Source organism: Mycobacterium sp. (genome assembly GCF_049608025.1).
Taxonomy (GTDB): Bacteria; Actinomycetota; Actinomycetes; order Mycobacteriales; family Mycobacteriaceae; genus Mycobacterium.
Genome location: NZ_JBMYXC010000001.1, coordinates 22,530 through 49,385, shown reverse-complemented (window position 1 = coordinate 49,385; position 26,856 = coordinate 22,530). Strand labels below are relative to the sequence as shown.

General features: G+C 64.2%; 24 protein-coding genes. 11 read left to right on the top strand and 13 right to left on the bottom strand.

Annotated features, from left to right (window positions below):
• Nucleotides 1-95: 95 nt before the first annotated feature.
• The 3 genes from nrdF to ACPGXI_RS00215 all read right to left on the bottom strand — a co-directional run bounded on the left by nrdF (nucleotide 96) and on the right by ACPGXI_RS00215 (nucleotide 3,539).
• On the bottom strand, nucleotides 96-1,058 hold the full coding sequence (gene nrdF, locus ACPGXI_RS00225) for a class 1b ribonucleoside-diphosphate reductase subunit beta (protein WP_526648804.1): 963 nt from the start codon (nucleotides 1,056-1,058) through the stop codon (nucleotides 96-98).
• 95 nt (nucleotides 1,059-1,153) lie between these two features.
• Complete coding sequence (locus tag ACPGXI_RS00220) at nucleotides 1,154-2,740, bottom strand: flavin-containing monooxygenase (RefSeq protein ID WP_526648600.1); 1,587 nt, start codon at nucleotides 2,738-2,740, stop codon at nucleotides 1,154-1,156.
• A 58-nt stretch (nucleotides 2,741-2,798) separates the two neighbouring features.
• Nucleotides 2,799-3,539 carry a TetR/AcrR family transcriptional regulator gene (locus ACPGXI_RS00215; protein ID WP_526648598.1) on the bottom strand — a complete coding sequence of 247 codons (741 nt, stop codon included), beginning with the start codon at nucleotides 3,537-3,539 and terminating at the stop codon, nucleotides 2,799-2,801.
• A gap of 162 nt (nucleotides 3,540-3,701) precedes the next feature.
• Here ACPGXI_RS00215 and ACPGXI_RS00210 point away from each other — a divergent pair, with 162 nt between their 5' ends.
• Nucleotides 3,702-4,886 carry a geranylgeranyl reductase family protein gene (locus ACPGXI_RS00210; protein WP_526648596.1) on the top strand — a complete coding sequence of 395 codons (1,185 nt, stop codon included), beginning with the start codon at nucleotides 3,702-3,704 and terminating at the stop codon, nucleotides 4,884-4,886.
• 334 nt (nucleotides 4,887-5,220) lie between these two features.
• Nucleotides 5,221-5,817 carry a hypothetical protein gene (locus ACPGXI_RS00205; RefSeq protein ID WP_526648594.1) on the top strand — a complete coding sequence of 199 codons (597 nt, stop codon included), beginning with the start codon at nucleotides 5,221-5,223 and terminating at the stop codon, nucleotides 5,815-5,817.
• On the opposite strand, the gene ACPGXI_RS00200 is transcribed toward ACPGXI_RS00205, so the two are convergent.
• Nucleotides 5,818-6,522: a hypothetical protein gene (locus ACPGXI_RS00200; RefSeq protein WP_526648592.1), complete on the bottom strand. Its 705-nt coding sequence runs from the start codon at nucleotides 6,520-6,522 to the stop codon at nucleotides 5,818-5,820. It lies immediately after the preceding gene.
• A 229-nt stretch (nucleotides 6,523-6,751) separates the two neighbouring features.
• Between ACPGXI_RS00200 and ACPGXI_RS00195 the strand changes: the two genes are divergently transcribed.
• The gene (locus ACPGXI_RS00195) at nucleotides 6,752-7,174 is read left to right on the top strand and encodes a hypothetical protein (RefSeq protein ID WP_526648590.1); all 423 of its coding nucleotides are present in this window, start codon (nucleotides 6,752-6,754) and stop codon (nucleotides 7,172-7,174) included.
• Between the two features lie 4 nt (nucleotides 7,175-7,178).
• Nucleotides 7,179-7,511, top strand: a complete 333-nt coding sequence (locus tag ACPGXI_RS00190; protein WP_526648588.1) for a hypothetical protein — start codon at nucleotides 7,179-7,181, stop codon at nucleotides 7,509-7,511.
• 87 nt (nucleotides 7,512-7,598) lie between these two features.
• On the opposite strand, the gene nrdE is transcribed toward ACPGXI_RS00190, so the two are convergent.
• The 4 genes from nrdE to ACPGXI_RS00170 all read right to left on the bottom strand — a co-directional run bounded on the left by nrdE (nucleotide 7,599) and on the right by ACPGXI_RS00170 (nucleotide 11,639).
• On the bottom strand, nucleotides 7,599-9,767 hold the full coding sequence (nrdE, locus tag ACPGXI_RS00185; protein ID WP_526648586.1) for a class 1b ribonucleoside-diphosphate reductase subunit alpha: 2,169 nt from the start codon (nucleotides 9,765-9,767) through the stop codon (nucleotides 7,599-7,601).
• Nucleotides 9,734-10,177 (bottom strand): class Ib ribonucleoside-diphosphate reductase assembly flavoprotein NrdI, encoded by a 444-nt coding sequence (gene nrdI / locus ACPGXI_RS00180; protein WP_526648584.1) that lies wholly within the window; start codon nucleotides 10,175-10,177, stop codon nucleotides 9,734-9,736. Before nrdI ends, nrdE begins: the two co-directional genes overlap by 34 nt.
• Nucleotides 10,178-10,252: 75 nt before the next feature.
• Nucleotides 10,253-10,513: a glutaredoxin-like protein NrdH gene (gene nrdH, locus ACPGXI_RS00175; protein ID WP_526648582.1), complete on the bottom strand. Its 261-nt coding sequence runs from the start codon at nucleotides 10,511-10,513 to the stop codon at nucleotides 10,253-10,255.
• 547 nt (nucleotides 10,514-11,060) lie between these two features.
• Nucleotides 11,061-11,639 carry an NADPH-dependent FMN reductase gene (locus ACPGXI_RS00170; RefSeq protein ID WP_526648580.1) on the bottom strand — a complete coding sequence of 193 codons (579 nt, stop codon included), beginning with the start codon at nucleotides 11,637-11,639 and terminating at the stop codon, nucleotides 11,061-11,063.
• Nucleotides 11,640-11,752: 113 nt separating this feature from the next.
• Between ACPGXI_RS00170 and ACPGXI_RS00165 the strand changes: the two genes are divergently transcribed.
• Complete coding sequence (locus ACPGXI_RS00165; RefSeq protein WP_526648578.1) at nucleotides 11,753-12,919, top strand: AAA family ATPase; 1,167 nt, start codon at nucleotides 11,753-11,755, stop codon at nucleotides 12,917-12,919.
• Nucleotides 12,920-12,922: 3 nt separating this feature from the next.
• Here the strand turns inward: ACPGXI_RS00165 and ACPGXI_RS00160 are convergent, their stop codons facing one another.
• A complete protein-coding gene (locus ACPGXI_RS00160; protein ID WP_526648576.1) occupies nucleotides 12,923-13,798 on the bottom strand; it encodes an SDR family oxidoreductase in 876 nt (291 codons plus the stop codon).
• 10 nt (nucleotides 13,799-13,808) lie between these two features.
• Nucleotides 13,809-14,444, bottom strand: a complete 636-nt coding sequence (locus tag ACPGXI_RS00155) for a TetR/AcrR family transcriptional regulator (protein WP_526648574.1) — start codon at nucleotides 14,442-14,444, stop codon at nucleotides 13,809-13,811.
• Nucleotides 14,445-14,564: 120 nt separating this feature from the next.
• Between ACPGXI_RS00155 and ACPGXI_RS00150 the strand changes: the two genes are divergently transcribed.
• The 4 genes from ACPGXI_RS00150 to ACPGXI_RS00135 all read left to right on the top strand — a co-directional run bounded on the left by ACPGXI_RS00150 (nucleotide 14,565) and on the right by ACPGXI_RS00135 (nucleotide 20,399).
• Entirely contained in the window at nucleotides 14,565-16,046 is a 1,482-nt protein-coding gene (locus tag ACPGXI_RS00150; protein ID WP_526648802.1) for a cytochrome P450, read from the top strand.
• A 150-nt stretch (nucleotides 16,047-16,196) separates the two neighbouring features.
• Nucleotides 16,197-17,750, top strand: a complete 1,554-nt coding sequence (locus ACPGXI_RS00145; protein ID WP_526648572.1) for a molybdopterin-dependent oxidoreductase — start codon at nucleotides 16,197-16,199, stop codon at nucleotides 17,748-17,750.
• A 202-nt stretch (nucleotides 17,751-17,952) separates the two neighbouring features.
• Nucleotides 17,953-20,259 carry a carbon starvation CstA family protein gene (locus ACPGXI_RS00140; RefSeq protein ID WP_526648570.1) on the top strand — a complete coding sequence of 769 codons (2,307 nt, stop codon included), beginning with the start codon at nucleotides 17,953-17,955 and terminating at the stop codon, nucleotides 20,257-20,259.
• Nucleotides 20,193-20,399, top strand: coding sequence for a YbdD/YjiX family protein (locus ACPGXI_RS00135; RefSeq protein ID WP_526648568.1), 207 nt, complete (start codon nucleotides 20,193-20,195; stop codon nucleotides 20,397-20,399). The genes ACPGXI_RS00140 and ACPGXI_RS00135 overlap by 67 nt, the downstream gene beginning before the upstream one ends.
• 75 nt (nucleotides 20,400-20,474) lie before the next feature.
• Here ACPGXI_RS00135 and ACPGXI_RS00130 read toward each other — a convergent pair whose 3' ends face one another.
• Entirely contained in the window at nucleotides 20,475-21,521 is a 1,047-nt protein-coding gene (locus ACPGXI_RS00130; RefSeq protein WP_526648800.1) for a TIGR03857 family LLM class F420-dependent oxidoreductase, read from the bottom strand.
• A 162-nt stretch (nucleotides 21,522-21,683) separates the two neighbouring features.
• Here ACPGXI_RS00130 and mig point away from each other — a divergent pair, with 162 nt between their 5' ends.
• Entirely contained in the window at nucleotides 21,684-23,336 is a 1,653-nt protein-coding gene (mig, locus tag ACPGXI_RS00125) for a medium-chain acyl-CoA ligase Mig (protein WP_526648566.1), read from the top strand.
• A 16-nt stretch (nucleotides 23,337-23,352) separates the two neighbouring features.
• Here the strand turns inward: mig and ACPGXI_RS00120 are convergent, their stop codons facing one another.
• Entirely contained in the window at nucleotides 23,353-25,554 is a 2,202-nt protein-coding gene (locus tag ACPGXI_RS00120; protein ID WP_526648564.1) for a molybdopterin-containing oxidoreductase family protein, read from the bottom strand.
• 44 nt (nucleotides 25,555-25,598) lie between these two features.
• On the opposite strand from ACPGXI_RS00120, the gene ACPGXI_RS00115 reads away from it, so the two are divergent.
• A complete protein-coding gene (locus tag ACPGXI_RS00115) occupies nucleotides 25,599-25,973 on the top strand; it encodes an NYN domain-containing protein (protein WP_526648562.1) in 375 nt (124 codons plus the stop codon).
• Nucleotides 25,974-26,002: 29 nt separating this feature from the next.
• Here the strand turns inward: ACPGXI_RS00115 and ACPGXI_RS00110 are convergent, their stop codons facing one another.
• Nucleotides 26,003-26,764, bottom strand: coding sequence for an enoyl-CoA hydratase/isomerase family protein (locus tag ACPGXI_RS00110; RefSeq protein ID WP_526648560.1), 762 nt, complete (start codon nucleotides 26,762-26,764; stop codon nucleotides 26,003-26,005).
• Nucleotides 26,765-26,856: the final 92 nt, after the last annotated feature.

Genomic DNA, 26,856 nt, shown 5'->3' with positions numbered 1-26,856 from the left:
TGAGGGACTGGTGTCCAGTGTTGACCCTCGCAAAACCGGGAAAAGTTGGGCGCGGGGCGGTCAGACGGACCGGCAGGGGCTTGCTGGAACGCGCTTTAGAAGTTCCAGTCCTCGTCTTCGGTGTTGACGGCCTTGCCGATGACGTAGCTGGAACCCGAACCGGAGAAGAAGTCGTGATTCTCGTCGGCATTGGGGCTTAGCGCAGACAGGATCGCCGGGTTGACATCGGTCTCATCGCGCGGGAACAGCGCCTCGTATCCCAAGTTCATCAACGCCTTGTTCGCGTTGTACCGCAGGAACTTTTTCACGTCCTCGGTCAGACCAACCTCGTCGTAGAGATCCTGGGTGTACTCGACCTCGTTGTCGTAGAGCTCGAAGAGCAGCTCATAGGTGTAGTCCTTGAGTTCGGCCTTGCGCGCCTCGTCCTCGAGCGCCAGACCCTTCTGGAACTTGTAGCCGATGTAGTAGCCGTGCACGGCCTCGTCGCGGATGATCAGCCGGATCATGTCGGCGGTGTTGGTGAGCTTGGCGCGGCTGCTCCAGTACATCGGCAGATAGAAGCCGGAGTAGAACAGGAAGCTCTCCAACAGCGTGGAGGCCACCTTGCGCTTCAACGGGTCGTCGCCCTTGTAGTAGTGCATGACGATCTCGGCTTTGCGCTGCAGGTTCGGATTCTCCTCCGACCAGCGGAAGGCCTCGTCGATCTCGCTCGTCGAGCACAGCGTGGAAAAGATATTGCTGTAGCTCTTGGCGTGCACGGACTCCATGAACGCGATGTTGGTGTAAACGGCTTCCTCGTGCGGGGTCAGCGCATCGGGGATGAGGCTGACCGCGCCGACGGTGCCCTGAATGGTGTCGAGCAGGGTCAAGCCGGTGAACACCCGCATCGTGAGCTGCTTCTCGTGGGCGTTGAGTGTTCCCCAGGATGGGATGTCGTTGGACACCGGCACCTTCTCGGGCAACCAGAAGTTGCCCGTCAGCCGCTCCCAGACCTCAGCGTCCTTTTCATCGTGCAGGCGGTTCCAGTTGATCGCAGCAACTCGGTCGATCAGCTTCAATCCTTCGGACACCAAGACCCCATTTCGCCAATGTTCGAGTTGCGCTCGCCTGGCTTTCGGGAGGCTTGAGCCCATTCCGCCAGCCGCTTCCGACACTACAACCTGTTGGGGCTCAGAACGTGTGACGCCGCAACATCTTGTGTTGGCGTGTCGCGCCGTCGCCCCATGAACGTGTACTCGGAGGCTTTGAACCGGCGGGTGGACAACCAGTACTGCCACGTCATCCCACTCCACAGGGTGCGGTTCACCCCGTGTTCGTCCAGGTACCAGCTTTGGCAGCCGCCGGTGCTCCAGACCGTGCCGGCCAGCGCGTCCTGCAGGTCGTTGTTGTATCGATCCTGCGCCGCCCGAGTCGGTGCGATGGCGCCGGCGCCGGCCTGATCGACCGCGACGATGGCCTGGGCGGCGTAGCGGATCTGCGACTCGATCATGAACACCACCGAGTTGTGCCCCAGCGCGGTATTCGGGCCGAGCAGGAAAAACAGGTTGGGCATGCCGGCAACCGTGATACCACGCAGTGCCGCGATGCCTTCTTTGTTCCATCGATCGACGAGGTCTTCGCCGCCTGGACCCTTGATATCGACGTAGGTGTAGGAGTCGGTGACGTGGAAACCGGTCGCGAACACCACGACGTCCACTTCGCGGACGGTTTCCTGCCCATCGGCGCCGGCGGTAACGATCCCCTCCGAGCTCAACCGCACGATACGGTCGGTGATCACTTCGGCTTTGGGGTCAGCGATGCCGCGATAGTAGCTGTCGGAGTTGAGGATTCGCTTGCAGCCGGCCCGATAGTCCGGGGTCAGCTTGCGGCGCAGCGCCCGGTCCTTGATCGACCGCCGGATGTTCCACTTGCCGAGCAGTTCGCCGATCTTGAGCAGCCTCGGCTGCCTGGTCATCGCAAAGCCCACCGATTCGTGCAACCAGTAGATGGCCGCGCGGGTGGCAGCGCGGGTGCCCGGCACGTTGGCGAAGACCCGTCGCATGCCTTCAGGGATCGGATTGTTCGGCCTGGGCATCACCCATGCCGGGGTGCGCTGATAGAGCTGCAGCGACGCGACGTCCTTGACGATTTCAGGCACGATCTGGATGGCGCTGGCACCGGTCCCGATCACCGCGACCCGCTTGCCCGCGAGATCGGCAGTGTGATCCCACTCTGCGGAGTGGAACGCCACGTGACCCGCGGCGAGGTAGTCGTCCAAACCTTCGAACTCCGGGATCAGCGGGATGTGCAGACCGCCGGCCCCTGAGATGAGGAACTGCGCAACGAACTCGCGTCCGTCCGTAGTGAATACATGCCAGAGCAGCTCATCTTCGTCCCACTGTGCACGGTCGACGTGCGCGCCGAAATGGATGTAGCGACGCAGCCCGTATTTGTCGGTGACGCCCAGCAGGTAGTTCTGGATCTCCGGCTGGAAGGACCACATGTGGGTCCAGTCGGCCTTCGGTTCGAACGAGAACGAGTACATGTGCGACGGGATGTCGCAGGCGCAGCCAGGGTAGGTGTTGTCGCGCCAGGTACCCCCGATTTCCTCGGCCTTTTCCAGAATCTCGAAGTCGACGCCCTTGCGTTGCAGTTCGATGGCCATCCCGAGCCCGGAGAACCCGGAGCCGATGATCAATGCGCGGGTACGCACCTGGGTGTGGTCGGCCGAGATGTTCTCGGGGTTTTCAACGACGGTCATGAAAACGACTGTACCTGGGAACGCTGGTACCGGATATGCCGACGGCGGGGCCCTTGCCTCAGGCGACCTGCTCGCGGCGCTGAACGCCTTCGTGCAACGGCACGTCCGGGTCGATGCGGATGCCGAGCACCTCACAGGTGCCGTTGATGGAACCCAGCATGATCGTGGTGAGGTACTCGATGAACTTCTCTGACGGCAGCCGTCGCGCGCTTTCCTCCCGGGCGCCCAGCCACCAGTCCGTGGCGGAGGTCGCTGCCCCGAAAGCCGCGAATCCGGCCAGTTCGAAGGCCGCACTGTCCAGTTCCATCTCGCGCAGTTCGTTGCTGAACATGTCGGCCATCGCCAGGGTGATCTCGCGACCTTCGCTCAACGCCCGCATGGTCGACTCGGTCTGCTCGGCAAACCGGCCCTGCATCAGGAATCGCATCACATTGGGATGTTCGTCGACGAGCCGCACGTACTGCTCCACGGCGCGGTGGATGATCGCGCGCGCCGGATCTTTCGAGATGTCGATCGACGGGAAAATCGCCGCCCACAGCATGTCCCTCATCCGCTGGCCGATCGACTGGAAGAGGTCTGACTTGTCAGTGAAATGCCGGTAGATCTTCGGCTTGGCGGTCCCGGCCTCCTCGGCGATCTCGCGCAGCGACACCTGCGGCCCCAGCCGGTCGATGGCACGGAAAGCAGCGTCGACGATCTCGGAGCGCACCTTCTTGCGGTGCTCGCGCCAGCGCTCACTGCGGGCGTCCACTTTGACACCCGGCTCGTCGCCCTCGCGTGTCCTCGACCCTCGTCGCACCTGATCACTGTACCCGGCCTGACGCCGCTGACCTGGCCAGAGCATCGCTCACCAAACCATCGGGGAATTCTTGCCGGCGCGGGGGCTCCTTGAAGCTGGCGCGGTGGCTCGCTGAAGCTTAGGTACTATCGCCTGCGACAGCCGATCGACGAGACGAGATTCATGACGCAGCGATACGACCTGGTCATCGCCGGTGGCGGGCCTTCGGGTTCGGCCGCCGCATGGCAGGCAGCGCAGACCGGCGCCAATGTCGTCGTCCTGGACAAAGCGCAGTTTCCCCGCGACAAGCCCTGTGGGGACGGACTGACCGCCCGGGCGGTCAGCTACCTGCAAAAGATGGGCCTGGCCGACGAGGTCGCCACCTTCCACCGAGTCAATCGGGTGACGGTGTTCAGTCCGAGCCGGTGGGAACTGTCGTTCCCGAAGCGTCCGGGTATGCCCGATCACGGCCACACCGTCAGCCGTACCCACCTGGACACGCTGCTGCTCAAGCACGCCGAGTCCGCCGGTGCCGAGGTACGCCAGGGCGCTGAGGTGTCCGGGCCGGAATTCGATGCCAGCGGCAAAGTGATCGGCGTGGTGCTCAAGGGCGGCGAGAAGGTCTACGGCGACGCGGTCATCGCTGCTGACGGCGCCTACTCACCCATCAAGCGGGCGCTGAAAATCGATTCGGAATACAACGGGTATTCGGCGATCGCTATCCGCTCGGAGATGCCCGCCAATCGCCCCGACTCCGACAGTCTCGACATCTATTTGAAGCTAGAGTTCGAGGGTGACCAATTACCCGGTTACGGCTGGGTGTTCCCGATGGGCAACGGTGTGTTCAACATCGGCCTGGGCTATGTGAACAGCTTCAAGAACTGGCAGTCGATCAACGCCACCAAGTTCCTCGGCGACTTCCTGAAGACACTTCCGCGCGACTGGGACCTGCCGCCCATCGAGGAACTCAAGAGGAACAAGAGTGTGCGGGCCTGGCGACTGCCGATGGGTTTCACGGCATGGCCACCATGGCGTCCGGGTGTGCTGTTCACCGGCGATTCGCTGGGCGCGGGCAAGCCAGCGTCAGGCGCCGGGATCTCCAAGGCGCTCGAATCCGGTTTGGCTGCAGGGGAATGCGCGATTGCGGCGCTCACCAACGGTGGTCCCGACGATTTCACCAACTACGCGCAGCGCATGGAGGCCGCGTGGGGGCGCGAGTACAAGCGGGGCCGTTACTTCCACAAGCTTGCGGGAATCCCCGCCGTGGCGAACGCCGGCATCAAGGTCATCGACAATGCCTTTGTCCGCGACCGGATGCTCAAGGCGCTGTACAAGAAGGAACAGGGCCCCCAGCACAGCCACAATTAGATCATTCCGAGTCAGGACCGTAACGCCAGATCATCCCGAGTCAGGACCGTAACGCCAGATCATCCCGAGTCAGGACCGTAACGCCAGATCATCCCGAGTCAGGACCGTAACGCCACGGCGATTTTGAGGCGGGATCCTCGCCACGGCGTTACGCAACGCGGCGTCGGCCACTCTCCACTCTCCGTCCGTTCCTGTTGTCCCACTGTCCATCTGTTCTTGAGCCATCTGTTCTTGAGCGCGCGGGCACGACGCCGACGTTCGAGTCCGACAGCGCTTCGCCGCCCAGAAGCCACAACATCGCCTCAATCCACGGATCGTGACCTAGCGTGAAGCGATGTCCCATCCCGGCGACGACCCGAGCCCACCGCAGTGGTGGCCGGTCAAGCGTCGGCTGGTTCAGGATCCGATCGCACTGGCCGCGCCGCTGCACACCGATCTCGGCGACCGCCCGCACAACCAATCCATCCTGCAGCCACGCGGGATCGACAGCTCCCAGAAGCTTCTGGGAGTCACCGTCGCGGTCGTGCTGGGTCTGTTCGTCGCAGTCGCGGTCGCCGAGCAGCTGTGGTCGCTGGCGTTGATCGGCGCAGCACTGGCTGGGCTCGCCGGCATCGCGGCGTGGGTGGCGTGGCTCCGGGCCACCATGTCGTGGTCGGCGACGTGGCATCGCGATCATGTCGTTGTGTGCGACGGCCGCTACGGTCCGGTGCGGACGTGGCGGGAACCGTTGTCGGCGTTCACCGGTGTCACCCGTCGGTGCGCCTACGTCTCGCGGGGAAACGAGCTGATGGCCGGCCAACAGGTCCACGGTGTGCTTCTCGAGCACCCCCACACGCACAAGTCGCTGCTGCTACACGCCCAGCGCGAACCAATCGGCGACGAGGTGCTCGCCGCCTATGCCCGTCACCTACGGACGAGGGAGATCACGTGATCACAGCTCGGGCAGTGGGTCACCGCTAATCTTGGGGAACTGGAACTCCTGACGTTTGGAATCCAGCGACACCCCGGACCCGTTGCGGCCGCGGATTCGCACGGGGTACTGCGCGTCCCAGCTGGGTGCCGTCCCCGACTTGATCCTGATTCGCAGTGCCCAATCGATACCGTGCGGTTTCTCGGCAACCGACGGGTGAATGTCGCTGGGCACGACGATGCTCAAGTGATCCAGCCGGGCCCCTTCGGCGGCCGCTGCGTCACCCAGGCATTCGCGGTACACCAGCCGGTCCTTGATCTTCAATCCACCGCCGGAGCCCGAAGCCACGTTCTTGGCCTGGTAGTCGCGGGTGTATTCGCGGCCTTCGAGATGCACGTCGACGTGTAGCGGGGCCCCGGGGTTGGCCCCAGTCTGGGCGCTCAGCGCTGCCGGCTCACCGATCGTCAAGAAAGGCCGGTCCAGCTGCACAGTCGCGAACCTCAGCGCGCGGTACTCGCGCAAGCCCCGGACGGCGACAACCACCAACAGAAGCAACCCGGCACCCATGGCGGCCAGCAGCGCCGGGTAGAGCCACAGCGGCTCCCAGCCGTCTTGTCGACCTTTCCAGGCTGCCCATCCGGTCAGAGCGCCCCACCCCAGCGCGGCGATCGGCATGGTGCGAGCGGTAGCGAGCTCGCTGTCTGGTTCCAGTGGGGTCGCTTCCACGGCTTGAGTCTCCTTTGCCGATGAATGGTTGCGTACAACGTGAAGTGTGCCCGGCCCAGCGGCGCTTGGCGGCTCCTCGCACGAAACATACTGGCCCCGAGTATTTCTCACCCAAGTGCTCACTACCTTCCGCACGGCCTTGCGCCCGGCCCCGAGCCGATTCCGCGGTCCAGACCGCCGAGGTTCTTCAGGTCCAACTGCCCAGACTTGACTGCTAGCCTAGATAGTCGTGCCTGCCGACGGCGTGGCGATCTTGCCAGTGGGATTCGAGCGGTTTCACCGGCAGCCATTCGTCAACTATCAACTGAACCGCACACATGCGTTGGGGTTCGCCGACCGCGATGAACTCACCGAAGTCGCGGGAGCGATCCGGACTCGCAGCGATTGCGTGGATGAATTCGAGGCCCTGTCGCGGCGAGCTGAGGGTGAGGGCCGGCTGAAGAACGCTACAAGCTACCTAAGGCTGGCAGAGTTCTTCACGCCGCATCGTTCGCCGCAGAAACTGGTCTGCTATCAGCGGTATCGGCAGTTGTTCGACGCTGGCTTCGCCGACACGCCCATCGCCAGGCAGGACGTGCCGTACGAAAACAACGTATGTGCACCCGGCCGCCGGGGCGCGGCGCGGTACGGTGCTGGTGCACGGCGGCTTTGACTCGTTGATCGAAGAGATCTTCGCGATCTGGCAGCGCATCGACCAGGCCCTCTACAACATCGACCGCGAAGACCCCATGGATGCCGTGGACTGGTTGCTCGGCATGAACGCTGAACATGTTGGCAGTGAACGTGTTACCCAGGACGTGCTGCTGATGAGCGGGCAGCACGATACGTTTCAGCCCCCGGTTCTCACCCAGGCACAAGCCGCCGCCCTTACCGCCGCCAGAACTCCAACGGGACGCACGTTCACGAAGGAGGAGCACGGCGACCAGCATTGTCAGATGGGCAATCTCAACCTCGCCTGCCGCGTGCTCACCGACTGGCTGGCGGCGTGAACTTCCGATGCGGCGCTCCCTGCCCCCTAGGACCAAACCGCAGACCACGGGAGCTTCCCCCTGGTCTGCGAGTTAGCTCGAACACCCCTAGAGCATGCAGGACACGCAACCCTCGACTTCAGTTCCCTCCAGGGCCATCTGGCGCAGCCGGATGTAGTACAGCGTCTTGATGCCTTGTCGCCAGGCGTAGATCTGCGCCTTGTTCACGTCGCGCGTGGTGGCGGTGTCCTTGAAGAACAGCGTGAGACTCAGCCCCTGGTCCACGTGCTGGCTCGCCGCGGCATAGGTGTCGATGATCTTCTCGTAACCGATCTCGTAGGCATCCTGGTAGTACTCGAGGTTGTCGTTGGTCAGATAGGGCGCCGGATAGTAGGCGCGCCCGATCTTGCCTTCCTTGCGGATCTCAATCTTGGAAGCCACCGGATGGATCGAACTGGTCGAGTGGTTGATGTAGCTGATCGACCCCGTCGGCGGAACGGCCTGCAGATTCTGGTTGTAGATGCCGTGCGTCTGCACCGACTCCTTCAACCGGACCCAATCCTCTTGTGTCGGAATGCGAATGCCCGCATCGGAGAAGAGGGTTCGCACAGTCTCCGTCTTGGGTTCCCACGCCCGGTCGGTGTACTTGTCGAAGAACTCGCCCGACTTGTACTTCGAACGCTCGAAGCCGGCGAAAGCTCTGCCCCGTTCGATCGCGATGCGGTTACTCGCCCGCAGTGCGTGGTACAGCACCGTGTAGAAGTACATGTTGGTGAAGTCCACGCCCTCTTCGGACCCGTAGTGAATCCGCTCCCGCGCCAGATAGCCGTGCAGGTTCATCTGCCCCAGGCCGATTGCGTGGGAATCGTTGTTGCCCTGCTCGATCGATGGCACCGACGTGATGTGGGTCTGATCCGACACCGCGGTCAGCGCACGGATAGCCACCTCGATGGTCTGCGCGAAGTCCGGCGAATCCATCGCCTTGGCGATGTTCAGCGAGCCGAGGTTGCACGAGATGTCCTTGCCCACCTTGGCATAGGACAGATCGTCGTTGAACACCGACGGGGTGGACACCTGCAGGATTTCCGAGCACAAGTTGGAATGGGTGATCTTGCCCTCGATAGGGTTGGCCCGATTCACCGTGTCCTCGTACATGATGTACGGGTAGCCCGACTCGAATTGCAACTCGGCGAGCGTCTGGAAGAACTCCCGCGCCTTGATCTTCGTCTTGCGGATCCGCGCATCGTCGACCATCGCGTAGTACTTCTCGGTGACCGAGATGTCAGCGAAGGGAACACCATAGACGCGCTCGACGTCGTATGGCGAGAACAGGTACATGTCCTCGTTCTTCTTGGCCAGCTCGAAGGTGATGTCCGGGATCACCACGCCCAGGCTCAGCGTCTTGATTCGGATCTTCTCGTCGGCATTCTCCCGCTTGGTGTCCAGGAATCGGTAGATGTCCGGGTGATGCGCGTGCAGATACACCGCACCGGCACCTTGGCGAGCCCCGAGCTGGTTGGCATAGGAGAACGAGTCCTCCAGCAGCTTCATGATCGGGATGACTCCCGAACTCTGGTTCTCGATGTTCTTGATCGGCGCACCGTGCTCACGAATATTGCTCAGCAACAATGCGACTCCGCCACCGCGTTTGGACAGCTGCAGTGCCGAGTTGATCGAGCGCCCGATGGACTCCATGTTGTCCTCGATGCGAAGCAAGAAACAACTAACCGGCTCGCCGCGCTGCTTCTTACCTGAGTTCAGGAACGTCGGGGTGGCCGGCTGGAACCGGCCGTCGATGATCTCGTCGACCAGCTTCTCGGCCAGTCCCGTGTCACCGGAGGCCAGCGTCAGTGCCACCATGACGACCCGGTCCTCGAAACGCTCGAGATAGCGCTTGCCGTCGAATGTCTTCAGTGTGTAGCTGGTGTAGTACTTGAACGCGCCCAGGAACGTCGGGAACCGGAACTTCTTGGCGTACGCACGATCCAGGAGCGTCTTGACGAAGTTGCGCGAATATTGGTCGAGCACCTCGCGCTCGTAGTAGTTCTTCTGAACGAGGTAGTCGAGCTTCTCGTCCTGATTGTGAAAGAACACCGTGTTCTGGTTGACGTGCTGCAGGAAGTACTGATTGGCAGCCTCCCGGTCCCTGTCGAACTGAATCTTGCCGTCGGCGTCGTACAGATTCAGCATCGCGTTCAGCGCGTGGTAGTCCGTCTCCCCCGGTAGCGCGTGAACTTCGGCGGCTACAGGCTCTGCAGCTGTGACGGTTGGTGGCACGTCTTTTCCTTCCAGAATTCTTGCAAACCCGCACGGACGGCGTCGACGTCCTCGGGGGTGCCCATCAGTTCAAAGCGGTACAGGTACGGAACATCGCACTTGCGGGAGATGACATCGCCCGCGTAGGCGAATTCCATACCGAAGTTGTTGTTGCCCGCGGCGATGACGCCGCGAATCAACGACCGGTTACGTTCGTTGTTGAGGAAGGCGATGACCTGCTTGGGGACATAGCCACCATCGTTGATGTCGGGTGTGGCCCGCCCACCCCCATAGGTGGGCAGCACCAGTACGTAGGGTTCATCGACCTCGATGCGCCCGCGCAGCGGAATCCTGATCGCGGACAGGCCGAGCTTCTCGACGAAACGGTGGGTGTTCTCGGACACGCTGGAGAAGTAGACGAGATTGCTCACCGTGACCACCTCTTAGCCTCCACCTCTTCAGCCCCCCGGTCCGCTCTGTCGAGCCCGATACCCGTCAGTCAGTCGTCAGGCCGTTACCGCGACCGCGCCGCCGAGCGACTTGATCCGGTCGGGACGGAAGCCCGACCAATGATCCCCACCGGCCACTACCACCGGGGCCTGCAGGTGGCCCAACGCCATGACGTAGTCGCGCGCCTCGGCGTCCAGGCTGATATCGACCGTCTCGTAGGCGACGCCCAGCTTGTCCAGGGCCCTATACGTGGCGGTGCACTGCACGCATGCGGGCTTGGTGTACACGGTGACGAGTGACTCGGCTGGCTGGGTCATCTGCGGTGCGGCTCCTTCACGGAAGTTTCGGAAAAGACTCGAAAGGGATTAGCGCTGGCAACTGCTCGGTTGGTGCAATTCACTCTGATTCAGCGGCCCGAAGACCTCCAAAATTCCGTGCCGCCCGGGCCACGTTCCGATGCGTCGAGAAACCGACTGCAGCGGATCTATTGGCTCCGGCCGACCTCCGATCCCTGGTGGCCTGTCGGTGTTCGAAACACTACACCTGGTGTCCGACAAACAGAGCAGATACAAGATGTTCTGAATAACATTCGTGAAACTCCCAGGTCGCAAGCATTCGAACGGTCACCCGCCCGGCGTGTCGCACATCACATTTTGCCGTGTCGCCCGCCACCGGCTGCCGGTACCGGTAGCCGCCGAGAACACCCCCACTCGGCGAGGGTGCTCGAGCCGCCGTCAGCAAACTACCGGCCGGTCCGCCAAGCCGTCAGCAAATGCGCTCTTTAGCGCTCAAGGGCCCGTGACCGCTGGGTAGAGCCTGGCGGGGCCGAGAGCTCGGCTTCAGCCGGCAACTGCGATGCTCGCCTCAGCCGACCCTGGTGATCAACTTTGTGACGACCTCACCGAGTCGCTCGGCGATATCCGGGTGCTCTCGCGGGTGATCACCCCCCAGCGGTGCCGCCGGGATGGACAGGTCGAGATCCTCGATGATCCGAGCGCCGGCGATCCCGAAAGATTTTCTCGTCTCGTCGTGGGCCCAGACTCCTCCGTACCGGCCGAGGGCGGCGCCAACGACAGCAAGCGGCTTGCCTTTCAGCCCGCCGTTACCAAATGGCCGGGACAGCCAGTCGATCGCGTTCTTCAGCACGCCCGGAATGCTGCCGTTGTACTCGGGTGTCACCACCAGGGCCGCATCGGCGCGAGCGGCGGCATCACGCAGGGCCGCGACGGCATCGGCGACACCGCCGTGGTCGGCACCATCGCCTGCGGGGTCACCGTCGATGTCCTCGTTGTAGAACGGCAGCTCCCCCAACCGGTCGAACAGCTCGAGGGTCGCGCCCGCAGGGCTCATCTCGACTGCCAGTTCGGCGAGTTGGCGGTTGATCGAGCCCGCACGCAGACTTCCCACCAGAACCATCACCCGCACGCCTGAGTCGTCAGACATTCTTGATCCCCCCGATTCTTCCCCGGTCCCGCCGATTCCTCCCGACCGCTTCGCCCATACCGGAGACACTAACCGGCGAGGCCTGTCACCGCCGCCCGCTAGCATCCCCATTCATGCTCCGCACCGTCGCGATCCGCGGTTACCGCTCGCTGCGGGAGCTCGTGCTGCCGCTGCGCCGGCTCACCGTCGTGACCGGGGCCAACGGCACCGGCAAATCGTCGCTGTACCGCTCGCTGCGGCTGCTGGCCGACTGCGGCCGCGGGGAGGTGATCGGGTCCTTCGCCCGCGAAGGCGGAGTCGAGTCGGCGTTGTGGGCCGGCCCGGAGCACCTGGGGGGTGCCCGCCGTACCGGCGCCGCGCAGGGCGGGCCGCGTACCAGACCGGTTTCCATCGAACTCGGTTATGCTGCTGACGATTTCGGATACCTGATCGACCTGGGCCTGCCACAGGCCACCGGGACAGCATTCGAACACGACCCAGAAGTCAAGCGCGAGATGATCTTCGCTGGACCGGTAGCCCGTCCCAGCGCCACCCTGTTGCGCCGGGTGCGCGGTTTCGTCGAGGTGTCCAGCGAGGCTGGACACGGCTTCGATGAGTTAGCCCGTAACCTGCCGGCGCACCGCAGCGTACTGACCGACTGGGCCGGCGCGGCGCCCGAACTGGTCGCGGTCCGGGAAAGACTGCGTGACTGGAGGTTCTACGACGGATTTCGGGCCGACAGCGGCGCTGCCTCACGCCGCCCGCAGGTGGGCACCAGGACGCCAGTTCTCGCCGACGACGGCGCTGACCTGGCCGCAGCCGTGCAGACCATTCTCGAGACCGGCACCGACGACCTCGCCCGCGCGGTGGCGGCCGCATTCGACGGCGCATCCGTATCGGTCTCGGTCACCGACGGACTATTCGACGTCCAGTTGCACCAGCGGGGAATGCTGCGTCCACTGCGCAGCGCCGAAATATCAGACGGCACTTTGCGTTTCCTGCTCTGGGCCGCGGCGCTGCTCAGCCCTGAGCCACCGTCTCTGATGGTGCTCAACGAGCCGGAAACATCTCTGCACCCTGATCTCGTGCGCCCATTGGCAGCGCTGATCGAGGGGGCTGCGACACGGACCCAGGTGGTCGTGGTCACGCATTCACAGACGCTGCGCGAATGCCTCGGCACCGCACCTCTGGGCAGCAGCGGAGATACCTGGGAGATAGAGCTTTTCAAGGACTGGGGTGAGACCAAGGTGGCAGACCAGGGCCTGCTGACCACCCCCGCCTGGGACTGGGGAAGGCGCTGAACCTCAGCGCCGCTTGGGATGCGGTCGCAGCGCCCGGGTGAACAGCACGTTCACCTGCTTCATCGTCACGCTGTAGGGCAACCACAGAACGCGCTTGAACAGGTAGAGCGCGCGAATGTCCGACGAGGTGTAGATCAGGAACCGATTTCGGACCACACCGCGCAAAATCTTGTCCGCGGCGACCTCTGGAGACACCGCGTGCCCGCCGAAACGGTTCGTCCAGAACTGCACGCGCGGATGCTCGCGGTCCACACCCGCGATATGAAGCGATTCCACCAGAGGCGTTTTCACTGCTCCGGGCACCGCCACCGAAACACCGATGCTGTGCCGGTGTAAGTCGAAGCGCAACACCTCAGACAATCCGATCAGACCGTACTTGCTGGCCGAGTATGCAGCGTGCCAGGGCAAGGCCACCAGGCCGGCCGCCGACGAGACGTTCACCAAATGCCCGCCGCGACCTGCCGCCATCATCGGCGGCATGAACGTCTCGATGACGTGGATCGGGCCCATCAGGTTGATGTCGATCATGGACTTCCAATGGTGATGGGTGAGCTGGTCCACGGTGCCCCATGCCGACACTCCGGCGATGTTCATCACCAAATCCATCGGATGTTGGTTGGTGTGGATGTCGGCGGCGAAACCGGCGACCTCGTGATAGTCGGCGATGTCCAGGGCTCGATGCGCGACGACGACGCCACCGAGCGAGCGCGCGTCGGCCACCGTCAGCTCGAGTCCTTCGGCGTCTCGATCGGTCAGGTAGAGCTCAGCGCCCTGGGCAGCCAGCTTCAGCGCGACCGCGCGCCCAATTCCGCTGGCGGCACCGGTGAGCAGGCACCGCTTGCCGGCAAAACCTCCATCGAAAACACCCTGCCGCGCCATGACGGCGACACTACTGGTCGCAGTCGGCCCCGCCCCACAGGGCACACAGCCACAGCCGCTCGACGATCTCGACGGCACCGGCGGGATCCTGATCGCGGCCCACGAACGCACTGTCCTGCGCGAGCGTCATGGACGTCACTGCGGTCAACGTGCGCACCAGCGCAGCGACATCGCCGGACACCGGGTGCGAGCCAGAGTCGTCCTTGACCAGTCCGACGATCTTGGCGATCACGGTGTCCTGAAAGTCGTCCATGATCTCGCGGATCTGGGCGTCGGTGTTTCGGGCCAGATTGCACGCGCTCATGATCGGGTCGTGCGAGGAGAACACGATGGCGGCATAGCCGACCATCCGTTTGGCGAAATCCGATGGCGACTCCCCCGACTCACGCGGCGCGAAGTCGTGGGTGAGCTTGTCGAGTTCGGCCATGGCCTCGGCGAGAATCACCGCGAGCACCGCGTATTTGGAGTCGAAGTAGAAGTAGAAGCCGGATCGCGCGACTCCGGCGCGCTCGCTGATGGTGCTGACAGAAATGTCGGAAAACGAGCGTTCCTGCAGTAATTCACGGACCGCACCGATGATCGCCTCGCGTTGCCGGTCACCGCGACTGCGGCGCTCCGCGGGAGGACGTGATGGTTCGGCGGTCATGGCAGTAGACCTTCGCATCGCGACTCGCTCCAATCAAAACTTGACATGCGTCAAGTTCGGCGATCAGGATAACGAGTAGGGGTGACATCCACCACAGCTTTCCTTTCCCAGGAGCGTTCGATGGCGACGATCAACACCAAGGATTATTTGCTTGACCAAGCTAAACGGCGCTTGAGGCCGACGCCGGTCACCATCCCGGGTATGGGCGCGCTGGAGAAGCGGCTGCTCGAGCACCAATGGAAGGAGATCGTCCTGGCCGAGCCACCTGCGGGCAGCGGGCTCAAGGCCGTGAAGGGCGACAACGGACTACCGGTGTTCGGGCACATGATCGAGCTGTTCCGCGGCGGTCCCGACTATGTCCTCCAGCTGTACCGCCAGCACGGGCCGATCCACTTTGCCGACTCGCCAGTGCTACCGGCGGTCATTGCGCTCGGCCCCGATGCCACCCAGGCGGTGTTCTCCAACCGCAACAAGGAGTTCTCCCAGAAGGCGTGGGATCCCGTCATCGGACCGTTCTTCGAGGGCGGCCTGATGCTGCGCGACTTCGACGATCACATGTACCACCGCCGGATCATGCAGGAGGCATTCACCCGCAGCAGATTGACCGGATACGTCGAGCACATCGATACCGTCGCCTCGGCGGTGATCGCCAATGACTGGGTGGCCGACGATCCTCGATTCCTGTTCCATCCGGCGGTCAAGGAGCTGACCCTCGACATCGCGTCGGTCGTGTTCATGGGCCACGAGGCCGGCACCGACAAGGAACTGGTTACCACCGTCAACAAGGCGTTCACCACCACCACGCGAGCTGGAAATGCGATCGTTCGCAAGCCGGTGCCTCCGCTGCAATGGTGGCGTGGCATCCGTGCACGCAAGACGCTCGAGAACTACTTCAACGCCCGCATCGCCGAGAAGCGGCGTTCCGAGAGCACCGATATGTTCAGCGTGCTGTGTCATTCGCAGGATGAGGACGGCCAGAGTTTCACCGACCAGGACGTGGTCAGCCACATGATCTTCCTGATGATGGCCGCGCACGACACGTCGACGTCCACGCTGACGACGATGGCCTACCATCTGGCGGCCAACCCGCAGTGGCAGAACCGCTGCCGTGAAGAGTCCGAGCGGATCGGCGACGGCCCGCTCGATATCGAAGCCCTGGAGAAGCTTGAGACTTACGACCTGGTGATCAACGAAGCCCTGCGGATGGTGACCCCGCTGCCGTTCAACTTTCGGCAGACGGTCCGAGACACCGAGTTGATGGGATTCCACATCCCCGCCGACACCGCGATCATGACCTGGCCGTCGATCAACCATCGGTTGCCCGAGCTGTGGACCGATCCCGAGAAGTTCGATCCAGCGCGGTTCGCCGAACCTCGCAACGAGCACAAAAGGCATCGCTACGCGTTCGCCCCATTCGGCGGCGGCGCACATAAGTGCATCGGCATGGTGTTCGGTCAGCTGGAGATCAAGACCGTGATGCACCGACTGCTGCGCAAGTACCGGCTCGAACTGGTCCGCCCGGGCTACCAGCCGCACTATGACCACGGCGGCATGGCGGTTCCGATCGATGGCATGCCGATCGTGTTGCGTCCTCTGCACTGACGCCTTGCCGCCGAAACGGTCCGGCGGACCCGGATCCGGGCACGGATTGCTGTCGCGGCGCTTCTAGCCGGGGCCGGCTACCACCCGAGGTTCGTGAGTGACATCTTTCGGTAAGGGTTCGGGGTTGCCCGCGCAGGTAGTTTGGTCACTATGACCCCCCCGGGCACCAAAGCGTTGGGCGGCATCGCAGCGGCTGCTGTCTCGGTCGGCGTAGCGCAATTGGTCAGCGCCGTGTTCGGACGACAGGCCGACGTCCGCACCGCAGCCGGGTCTGCGGTGATCGACTTGACCCCCGGTCCGGTCAAGGAATGGGCGATCCAGACCTTCGGTACCGCCGACAAGCTGGTGCTGAGCGTGCTCGTGCTGGTGGTGATCGCGGTGGTCGCCGCAGTCGCGGGCCTCGCCGAGTCTGTCCGCAGACCGCTGGGCAGTGCCATGATCGCGGCCACCGGGGTCGCCGGTTGCGCCGCGGTCCTGTCCCGCACAGGGGCGACGTTGGTCGACATCGTGCCGACGGTGGTGGGCACTGCGTGCGGAGTGCTGGTGCTCCGACTGTTGGTCTCGGGCCGATTCAGCGACGCTCGAGAGAGCCATGTTCGAGACGGTCCGGCCGCCGGCGAAGCCGGCGACGAACCCGACCGCGGCAGACGGCTGTCCTTGCTGACGCTGGGGTTCCTTGCCGCCGGGGCCGCCAGCGGTGTCGCGGGTGCGGTGATCTCCAGGCTCACCTCATCGGTCTCGGGCGATCGACAGGCGTTCGCGCTGCCCCGCGTCGATGTCCCCGCACCTCCGATACCCGCGTCGGTGCAGCCCAAAGGTGTTGCCCTGCCATCTTTCATCACCGATAACTCCGACTTTTACCGCATTGATACCGCGCTGCGAGTGCCCCAGCTCAGCCGCACCGATTGGCAGCTGCGGATTCACGGCATGGTGGACCGCGAAATCACCTATAACTTCGAGGATCTCGACCGTTTCGATGCCGTAGCAGAAGTGGTGACGCTGACCTGCGTTTCCAATCCCGTCGGCGGGGAACTCATTTCGAACGCGACATGGACCGGCTACCGGGTCCGGGACCTGCTTGCCGAAGCCGGTGTGCAGTCCGACGCAGACATGGTGCTGTCGAAATCCACCGACGGGTGGACGGCCGGTACTCCCGTCGAGGCACTCACCGCAGACGACGCGATGCTCGCCATCGGCATGAACGGCGAGCCGCTGCCCGTTGAGCACGGATATCCGGCCCGACTGGTCGTTCCCGGCCTGTACGGCTACGTATCGGCCACCAAGTGGGTGGTCGACCTGGAACTGACCCGCTTCGACCGGGCGCAGGCGTACTGGACGCGGCGCGGTTGGTCGGCGCGGGGGCCGATCAAGACCGAGTCCCGCATCGATGTGCCGCGAGCCGGACAGGACGTGCCCACCGGGCCGGTGAAGTTCGGCGGAGTCGCCTGGGCCCAGGACCGCGGGGTGCGCGACGTCGAAGTCCAGATCGATGACGGCGACTGGCAGCCGACTCAGTTGGGCGAAAGCTACTCAGACGCCACCTGGCGACTGTGGAGCTTCGACTGGGAAGCCCGTGAGCCCGGGGTTCACAAGATCACCGTGCGCGCCACCGACAACACGGGATACACCCAGACGTCCGAGCGGGCCGCCCCGGCGCCCGACGGCGCGACCGGCTGGCACTCGATTTCGTTCGCTGTTCGCTGAGCTTCTTCGACCTCTTCACCGAATCAGCAGTTGAGCGGGCCCACGGTCGCGCTGTCGTTCCGCGCGAGCAGTGTCGGCGAAGTCGGTACTGGGTTCTCATGAAAGCGGGTTTCGCCACATCCCCGGCCGGTCCGGTGCAAGGATCAGCGAGCGCAGTTCATCAAGGGCTGAACGCACAGTCGAGCCAACCAGGGAGAGACCCGTGGCCACACCCACCGCCACACCGTCGGACCACATCGAGGACCGTCAGGGCGACATCACCTACATCCGCACCGACAAAGATCTACCTCCCGTGGCGATCATCGACCGGTCACCGATCACGACCAGGCACAAGATCGTCTTCGCGGCCATTGCGTTGATCGGGGCGTTCGCCTGGGCAGTGATCGCATTCTTCCGGGGTGAGACGGTCAACGCGGTCTGGTTCGTCCTTGCCGCGATCTGCACCTACGTCATCGGCTTCCGTTTCTATGCCCGCCTCATCGAGATGAAGGTGGTCCATCCGCGCGACGACAAGGCAACCCCGGCAGAGGCTTTCGAAAACGGCACCGACTACATGCCGACCGACCGCCGCGTCCTGTTCGGTCACCACTTCGCCGCCATCGCCGGCGCGGGGCCGCTCGTCGGGCCGGTGCTGGCCATGCAGATGGGCTACCTGCCGGGCACGATCTGGATCATCATCGGCGCGGTGGTCGCCGGATGCGTGCAGGACTACCTGGTGCTGTCGATCTCGGTGCGCCGGCGCGGCCGCTCGTTGGGACAGATGGCACGCGACGAACTCGGAACCGTCGGTGGTGCTGCCGCCATCGTCGGCGTGCTCGTCATCATGGTGATCCTGCTCGCGGTGCTGGCACTGGTTGTGGTCAACGCACTGGCCGAGAGTCCGTGGGGCGTGTTTTCGATCGCGATGACGATTCCGATCGCCATATTCATGGGTCTATACCTGCGCTTCCTGCGGCCGGGAAAGGTGTCGGAAGTCTCGCTGATCGGGGTGGCCCTGCTCCTTCTCGCCGTCGCCTCGGGTGGCTGGGTCGCCGAAACAGCTTGGGGAACGGAGTGGTTCACCCTATCGAAGGTGACGCTGTCGTGGTGCATCATCATCTACGGCCTGGCCGCGTCAGTGTTGCCGGTGTGGTTGCTGCTCGCCCCTCGTGACTACCTGTCGACGTTCATGAAGGTCGGCACGATCGCGCTGCTGGCCGTCGGCATCGTGATCGCCCGGCCGGTCATGGAGGCACCGGCGGTCTCGTCGTTCGCCACCAGTGGCGACGGCCCCGTGTTCGCCGGCTCGCTGTTCCCCTTCCTGTTCATCACCATCGCGTGCGGAGCACTGTCCGGCTTTCACGCGCTGATCTCGTCGGGCACCACGCCAAAGCTGCTGGAGAAGGAAAGCCAGATGCGGCTGATCGGCTACGGCGGAATGCTGACCGAGTCGTTCGTCGCGATCATGGCTCTGATCACCGCGGCCATCATCAATCAGCATCTCTACTTCACCATGAATGCACCGGCCGCCTCGACGGGCACCACCCCGCAGACCGCGGCCGACTACGTCAACGGATTGGGCCTGTCGGGAGCCCCGATCACCGCCGAGGAAATCAGCGACGCCGCCGAGAGCGTCGGCGAGGAGACCATCGTGGCGCGGACCGGCGGCGCGCCCACGCTGGCCTTCGGCATGTCGGAAGTCCTGCACCAGGTCTTCGGGGGCGCGAGCCTCAAGGCTTTCTGGTATCACTTCGCCATCATGTTCGAGGCGTTGTTCATCCTGACCACGGTCGACGCCGGCACCCGGGTCGCACGCTTCATGCTCTCCGACGGCCTGGCCAACCTCGGTGGTCCACTCAAGAAGCTGAGCAACCCGAGCTGGCGAGTCGGTGCCTGGGCGTGCAGCATCATCGTTGTCGCAGCCTGGGGAGGGATTCTGCTGATGGGCGTCACGGATCCGCTGGGCGGCATCAACACGCTGTTCCCGCTCTTCGGCATCGCCAACCAATTGCTCGCCGCCATCGCACTGACCGTCGTGACGGTGGTGATCATCAAACGCGGTCTGCTCAAATGGGCGTGGATTCCCGGAGTACCGCTGCTATGGGACCTCACGGTCACGATGACGGCGTCGTGGCAGAAGATCTTCTCCGGCGATCCCCGAGTCGGTTACTGGACCCAGCACTTTCAGTACCGCAACGCCAGGGAGGCCGGCGAAACCAGCTTTGGTGCAGCCGAAGACGCCGGACAGCTCGACGCGGTGATCCGCAACACCTTCATCCAGGGCACCCTGTCGATCATCTTCGCGGTGGTGGTGATCATCGTGGTGACAGCTGGGGCAACCATGGCGTACCAAGCGATTCGCGGCCAGGCAGCGCCGCTGACCGAGGATGACCCGGAGCCGTCGCGACATTTCGCACCATCGGGCATGTTCGCCACGACAGCCGAGAAGGAGGTACAGAAGCAATGGGACGCACTACCCAGCGGGCACGGGCGATCGTCGGCCAGATCGGCTGGTACTGGAAGTCATTGATGGGAGACAACCACTACCAGCGCTACCTGGCGCACCGGGCACGAACGCATGCCGACGAGTCGCCGGTCATCTCCGAACGCGAATACTGGCGGCGGCGCCATGCGCTCGCCGATGCCAATCCCGACGCCCGCTGCTGCTGAACCCCGGCGATTTCGGCGTGGTTATCGACGCTGAGCGACGGCCAGCACGCCGAAATCACCGGTACGGCAAGTGTGTCAGCCTACGGAAGTGCGGTATTCCGTGATGATCGGCTCGAGTTCGTCAGGCGTCGCCCCGTGCATGATCACCGCATCCGCGCCGTAGCCGAACTCCTTGCGCACGCGGTCCACACACTGGTGTGCCGACCCGGTGGCCGCTGGTTCGAGCCATTCGTCGGGAATCAGGGTGGCGATATGCTCGATCTGCTCTGCGGTGGCCTTGTGATCGATCCCTCCGGCAATGGACTGCACTATCGTATCGTCCCGGAAACGTTGCAGCACTGAGGAATCCCAGCGATTAGTGTTGACCAGCAGATCGCCATAGCCCTGCAGATAGGTGGCCAACCGGCCGACAGTCTTCTTCAGCCGCAGTTCCTCGGGCAGGTGATCGCCGACGGTGGCCAAGCACGACCAGACGCGGACGTCGTCGGGGTCGCGGCCGGCCTGCTCGGCCGCGTCCTTGACGGTCTTGACCGCGCGCTGCAGTGTCTCGGGTGTGAAGTAGGTGTGCAGGATGACGTCATCGAACTCGCGTCCCCCCAGGGCCAGGGTCTGGGGACCGAATGCCACGATCGCCAACCGGATGTCCTCGTCGAAGTCCGAATCGAGGAAGAGCACAGGGTACTTGCCGATGGGCCCGTCGTGATTGAAGACCACCTCGCCGTGCCACAGCCGACGCATGACCTGTGCGAAGTCCTCCATCTGCGCGGTCGTCGCCGCGGGCACGCCGAATGCGCTGTAGATCGCTGCGATGCCCCGCCCGATCCCGAGGGTGAAGCGGCCTCCGGACAACCGATGCATGGTGGTAGCCCATGACCCGGTGATGAGCGGATGGCGGGTGTTGTGATTCGTTGCCGCCGTGGCGATCTGCATTCGGGTGGTAACCGCGCACGCAGCGCCGACCAGGGAGGAGGCCTCCTTGATGTTCCACCGCTCGGAGATGAAACCGGTGCCGAAGCCCAGTTCCTCTCCCCGGCGGGCCTCCTCCATCAGCGCGGCCGGACCTTCATCACCGGCACCCGCCAGCAGGTAGTAGCCGAGCTCATCGAGTTCTCGCTGTGCCATCCCCATGTCCATAGTGTTCACCTTCCACATCGCGGCCTATCACCGAGTCACCGATCACCTCGTGAGCGAGTGCAAAGTGCCGGTGATTCCGGACGCCGCGGGCTGACTTTTCGCGGCCGGATAGAGTCCATAGCTGCCACCACACCAGCTATGGGAGGCCCTATGCCCGAACCGATCCAGTTCACCGTCCCAGCCGCCGCGGATGCCGTCGCAGCGGTCATCGGCGATCGTGATTTCATCATCCAGGGCGAGCGCCGGGTAACTTACGGCCAGCTCGTCGAGAGGTCCAATCGTCTGGCGGCCTACCTGCACGCCCGTGGCTTGGGGTGTCATACCGAGCGCTCGCTGTTGCCCGGCCACGAAGTCGGGCAGGACCTGCTGGGCATCTACGCCCACAACGGTCCCGAGTACGTCGAGGGCATGTTGGGCGCCTGGCGGGCCCGCGTCGCTCCGTTCAACGTCAACTACCGGTACGTGAAGAGCGAATTGCAATATCTGCTCGCCGACTCCGGCGCAACCGCGTTGCTGTACCACGCCGCCTTCGCGCCACGCCTGGCCGAGGTGCTGGCCGATCTGCCGCAGCTCAAGGTGCTGATCCAGATCGCCGACGATTCGGCCAACCCGCTGCTGCCCGGCGCCGTCGACTACGAGTCGATCGTGGCCGCCGGATCCGCTGAGGGCCCGCCGGTCGAGCCATCACCCGATGACCTGTATGTGCTGTACACCGGTGGGACGACCGGTATGCCCAAGGGCGTGCTGTGGCGGCAGCACGACATCTTCATGACTTCCTTCGGCGGCCGCAGCCTCTACACCGGCGAACTGGCCACGAGCTACGAGGATATCGCCGGCCGCTGCGCCGGAACGCCCGGCACCAGGCTCATGGTGCTGCCGCCGCTGATGCACGGCGCCGCGCAGTGGGCGGTGTTGACGGCCATGACAACAGGCCAGTCCGTGGTGTTTTCACCGGTCACCAGCCACCTCGACGTCGATGACGTGGTGCGAACCATCGAACGGGAGAAGGTCCTGGCGGTGACGCTGGTCGGGGATGCCATGGCCCGCCCGCTAGCGGACGCGTTCGAACGCACGAACGCGGATCTGTCGTCGCTGGCGGTGGTGGCCAACGGCGGCGCCCAGCTGACCCCGACCGCCAAGCAGCGGCTCATCGACAGCAAGACCAACCTGATGGTCGTCGACGGCGTGGGTTCGTCGGAGACCGGCGCCCAGATGACGCACATGTCGGCATCCGGAACCGTGTCCACCGGAAAGTTCACCGCGGGACCGGACACCTCCGTCGCCGCAGAGGACCTCCATTCCATCCTGGAACCCGGCCACGACGGCATGGGCTGGCTGGCCCAGCGCGGCTACGTCCCGCTGGGCTACAAGGGTGACGCGGTCAAGACGGCGGCGACATTCCCGGTCATCGGCGGCGTCCGGTACTCGGTGCCCGGCGACCGCGCCCGGCATCTGCCTGACGGTTCGATCGAACTACTCGGCCGGGACTCGGTGACGATCAACTCCGGGGGCGAGAAGATCTTCGCCGAGGAGGTGGAGTCGGCGATCGCTGGGCACCCGGCCGTGGCCGATGTGGTCGTCGCGGGTCGGCCCAGCGAACGGTGGGGCCAGGAGGTGGTGGCCGTGGTCGCGCTCGCCGATGGCGCTCGCGCTGAAGCGCGGGAGATCGTCGACCATGCCGCCGCGGTGATCGCCCGCTACAAACTGCCCAAGGCAGTGGTGTTCCGGCCAACCATCCAGCGCAGCCCGGCCGGCAAAGCCGACTACCGGTGGGCCCGCGAACAAGCGATCACCGGATCCTGAGCCGGCACAGCGTCGGTCAGAGCGCCTCGATGCGGACGGGCACTCCGGTCAACCACGCCATACCAGAAACGGCCTCGACGTCACCCGGGTCGCTTGAGGTCAGCTGATTGACGTTGGCGCCACCGGCTTGATTGGCAACGCGCCAGCCGCCGGTGCCTTTGTGACCCCACCCGTGGGGCACGGCGATCACACCGGTCATCACATCCTTGGTCACCCTCACCGGAAGGCGGATCCGTCCGTAGGGCGAGCTGACGGCGACCTCCTCTCCATCGCTGACATGAAGTTCGGCCGCGTCATCGACGTTGATCAGCGCGTGTTGGCCGCGATCGCCGCGCATCAGCAAGGGAGAGTTGTGCAGCCATGAGTTCTCCGACCGCGAGTCGCGCATCCCGACCATCCGCAATGGGTAGTCAGCGGGATGACCCGGTCCCGACAGGAGGGCGATCTGCGCGGCGATGTCACTGTGCTCCAACTGAATTCGGCCACGCAGATACGCGATGCTCTCCTTCAGCACACCGGTACGAAGATGGGGTTCGATCACCTTCCCGTGCGGAGAGGAACCGGTGAGTCGGTCGAAGGTGAGACCGCCGCGCCGCAGACCGAATAGGTCACCTCCGGCGGTCAACCGGATCAGCCCGTCAGCCAACATCCGGGGGGTGAAGTGAACACCGAGCAGCTTGAGAACCCTGTGCGACCGAGAGAGTGCGGCGAAAAGCGGCGCAGAACCAGACACCCGCCGGATCAGTTCCGCGATGATCTCCCATTCCTGCCGCGACTGCCCGGCAGGCGCGACCACCGCTTCGGTGGCTTGTCGGAACGGGGTTGCCTGGAAGGCCTGAAACGCCAACGGGAAGTCATCACGTTCGTACATCGTCGTCACCGGCAGGATGTAGTCACAGTGTGAGGTTGTCTCGGTGCGATAGAAGTCCAGCGCCACCGAGAGCTGCAGCGATTCGAGTGCGGGCTCTAATTCCTCGCCGTTGGGCACAGACAGCACGGGGTTGCCCGCACTGATGAACAACGCCCGGATCTGGCGGTCCCCCGGGGCGAGAATCTCCTTGGCCATGAGTGCAGCGGGCTCGGCGCCGATCACCGACCCGATTCCGCCGATACGGGACCGTCGTCGCCGGTATGACCGGCGCAGCACCGCGCCCACAGCGAAGTTCACCCATCGCTGGCCGGGCAATCCGAAGCCGACGAAGACCGATCCCCCCGGCCGGTCGAGGTTGCCTGCGACAAGGTTGACGACATCGATCAGGTAGGACGTGAGAGTCCCGTACCGGCCCACACAGGTGCCCAGCCGCCCGTAGATCGCCGCCCTCGGCGTGGCGGCGAGGTCGCGAGCCAGTTCGCGCACCACCTCAGGCTCGATTCCTGTGTGAGCCGACGTCGCATCGGGCGTGAAGGGTGCCACCAACAAGCGCAGCCAATCGAGACCCTCGGCATGCAAGTCGATCTGGTCCGCGTCGGCGAGGCCCTCGGCGAACATCACCTGGAGCAGCGACAGCAACAGCTGTGAATCCGTGTCGGGGACGATCCCCAACCATTCGAACTGCGCGGCCGTCTCGGATCTTCGCGGGTCGATCACGACGACCCGACCGCCGCGTTTGACGATGTCATGCATGCGGTCCCTGATGCGCGGTGCGGTGAGCAAGCTCCCGTGCGACACCACGGGATTGGCTCCCATCACCACAAGGAGGTCCGTGCGTTTCAGGTCCGGAATCGGCACCGAGGTCGGCGTTCCATACAGCAGCTGGCTCGCCATCAACCGGCTGCTGATGTCCTGCGACGAGGCCGTGAAGAAATGGCTTTGCCTGCCCAGCCCCTTGATGAAAGCCAGCACCGAGAGGACGTGGGCATAGCTGAAGGCACCGGGGTTACCGAAATACCAACCGACAGAACCTGACCCGTGCTGCCCAACGATGGCAGAGAGCCGGGTCGAGATGTCAGCCATCGCCTGATCCCACGTCACCTTCTCGAAACCGGTGGCGGTCCTGCGCAACGGAACGGTGACTCGGTCGGGGTCGTTGACCACCTCGGTGAAGGCGATACCTTTCTGACAGGCGAACCCACTCGACAGCGGGTGCTCTGTGTCCGGACGCAGCTTGACGAGCCGGCCATCCTCGACGGTGGCGACCATGCCGCACAGTGGCTCACAGATTCGGCAGAAGGTGGTTTTTTGGGTAGCGCCGGTCTGCAGTTCGGTGCTCTCAGCCATGTCATCTCCCTTTCGCCGAGGCTTACCCCGATAGTGTCGAACGGATGCCCTGGATTGTCGATGGTATGAACGTGATCGGGTGTCGCCCGGATGGCTGGTGGCGCGACCGCCACCACGCGATGGCTGCGCTTGTCGGCCGATTGGAGCGGTGGGCGCGCCGAGAGGGCGCGGACGTGACCGTGGTCTTCGAGCGGCCGCCGTCGCCGCCAATCGAGTCGGCCGACGTCACTGTGGCGTATGCCCCCGCGGCAGCACCGAACTCAGCGGACGACGAGATAATCAGGATGATCCGCGCGGACGCGCATCCTGAACAGATCTGGGTTGCCACGTCGGACCGCGGCCTGGCCGAGCGGGCGCGATCGGCGCAGGCGACCGTTGTGCCGGCAGCAACGCTCCGCGACATGATCGACCCGCGCTGAACGTCATTCCGGCCAGACCCGCGAGTCCGTCAGGACCCGGTCCAGTTCGGCTTGCGCTTCTCGGCGAACGCCGTCGCACCCTCCATCGCGTCCTTGGACGCAAAGACCGGTGAAATCAGCTCACGCTGCTTCTTCCACATCTCCTCCTCGCTCCAGTCCACGGACTTGGCGATAACCTGCTTGGTGACCGCCACCGCCAGCGGCCCGTTCGCGGTGATGCGCTCGGCCAGGGCCAATGCACCTTCCAGCGCCTGATCCGGCTCGGTCAATACGTTGACGAAGCCCCATTGCGCCGCCTCGGCAGCCGTGAAGCTGTCACCGGTCAGCGCGAGCTCGAGCGCCTTCTGGTACGGGATTCGGTGTGGGAGCCGCAATAACCCGCCACCTGCGGCGACGAGTCCGCGCTTGACCTCGGGGATGCCGAACTTCGCATTCTTGGCCGCCACCACCAGGTCGGTGGCCAGCACGATCTCGGTACCGCCGGCCAGCGCATACCCTTCGACGGCCGCGATCACAGGCTTGCGCGGCGGGCGCTCGGTGAAGCCGATGCCACGGCCACGGATCGCGGGCACCTCGCCTGCCATGAACGCTTTCAAATCCATGCCCGCGCAGAAATTACCGCCGGCCCCGGTCACGATCGCGACCGATAGCTCCGCGGTGTCGTCGAGTTCGTCCATCGCGGCAGCCAGGCCCTTGGCGACCGCGAGGTTGAACGCGTTGCGTACTTCCGGCCGATTGATGGTGATGACCAGAACCCGACCGTGCCGTTCTACGAGAACTTCGTCCGACACATTGTCTCCCTTCGACTTTCGTGCGGTACCAACCTAGGTTGCTCAAGCGACCTCCGCTATGCCTTACAGTAACGCCTTCCTGGGCAACCCGA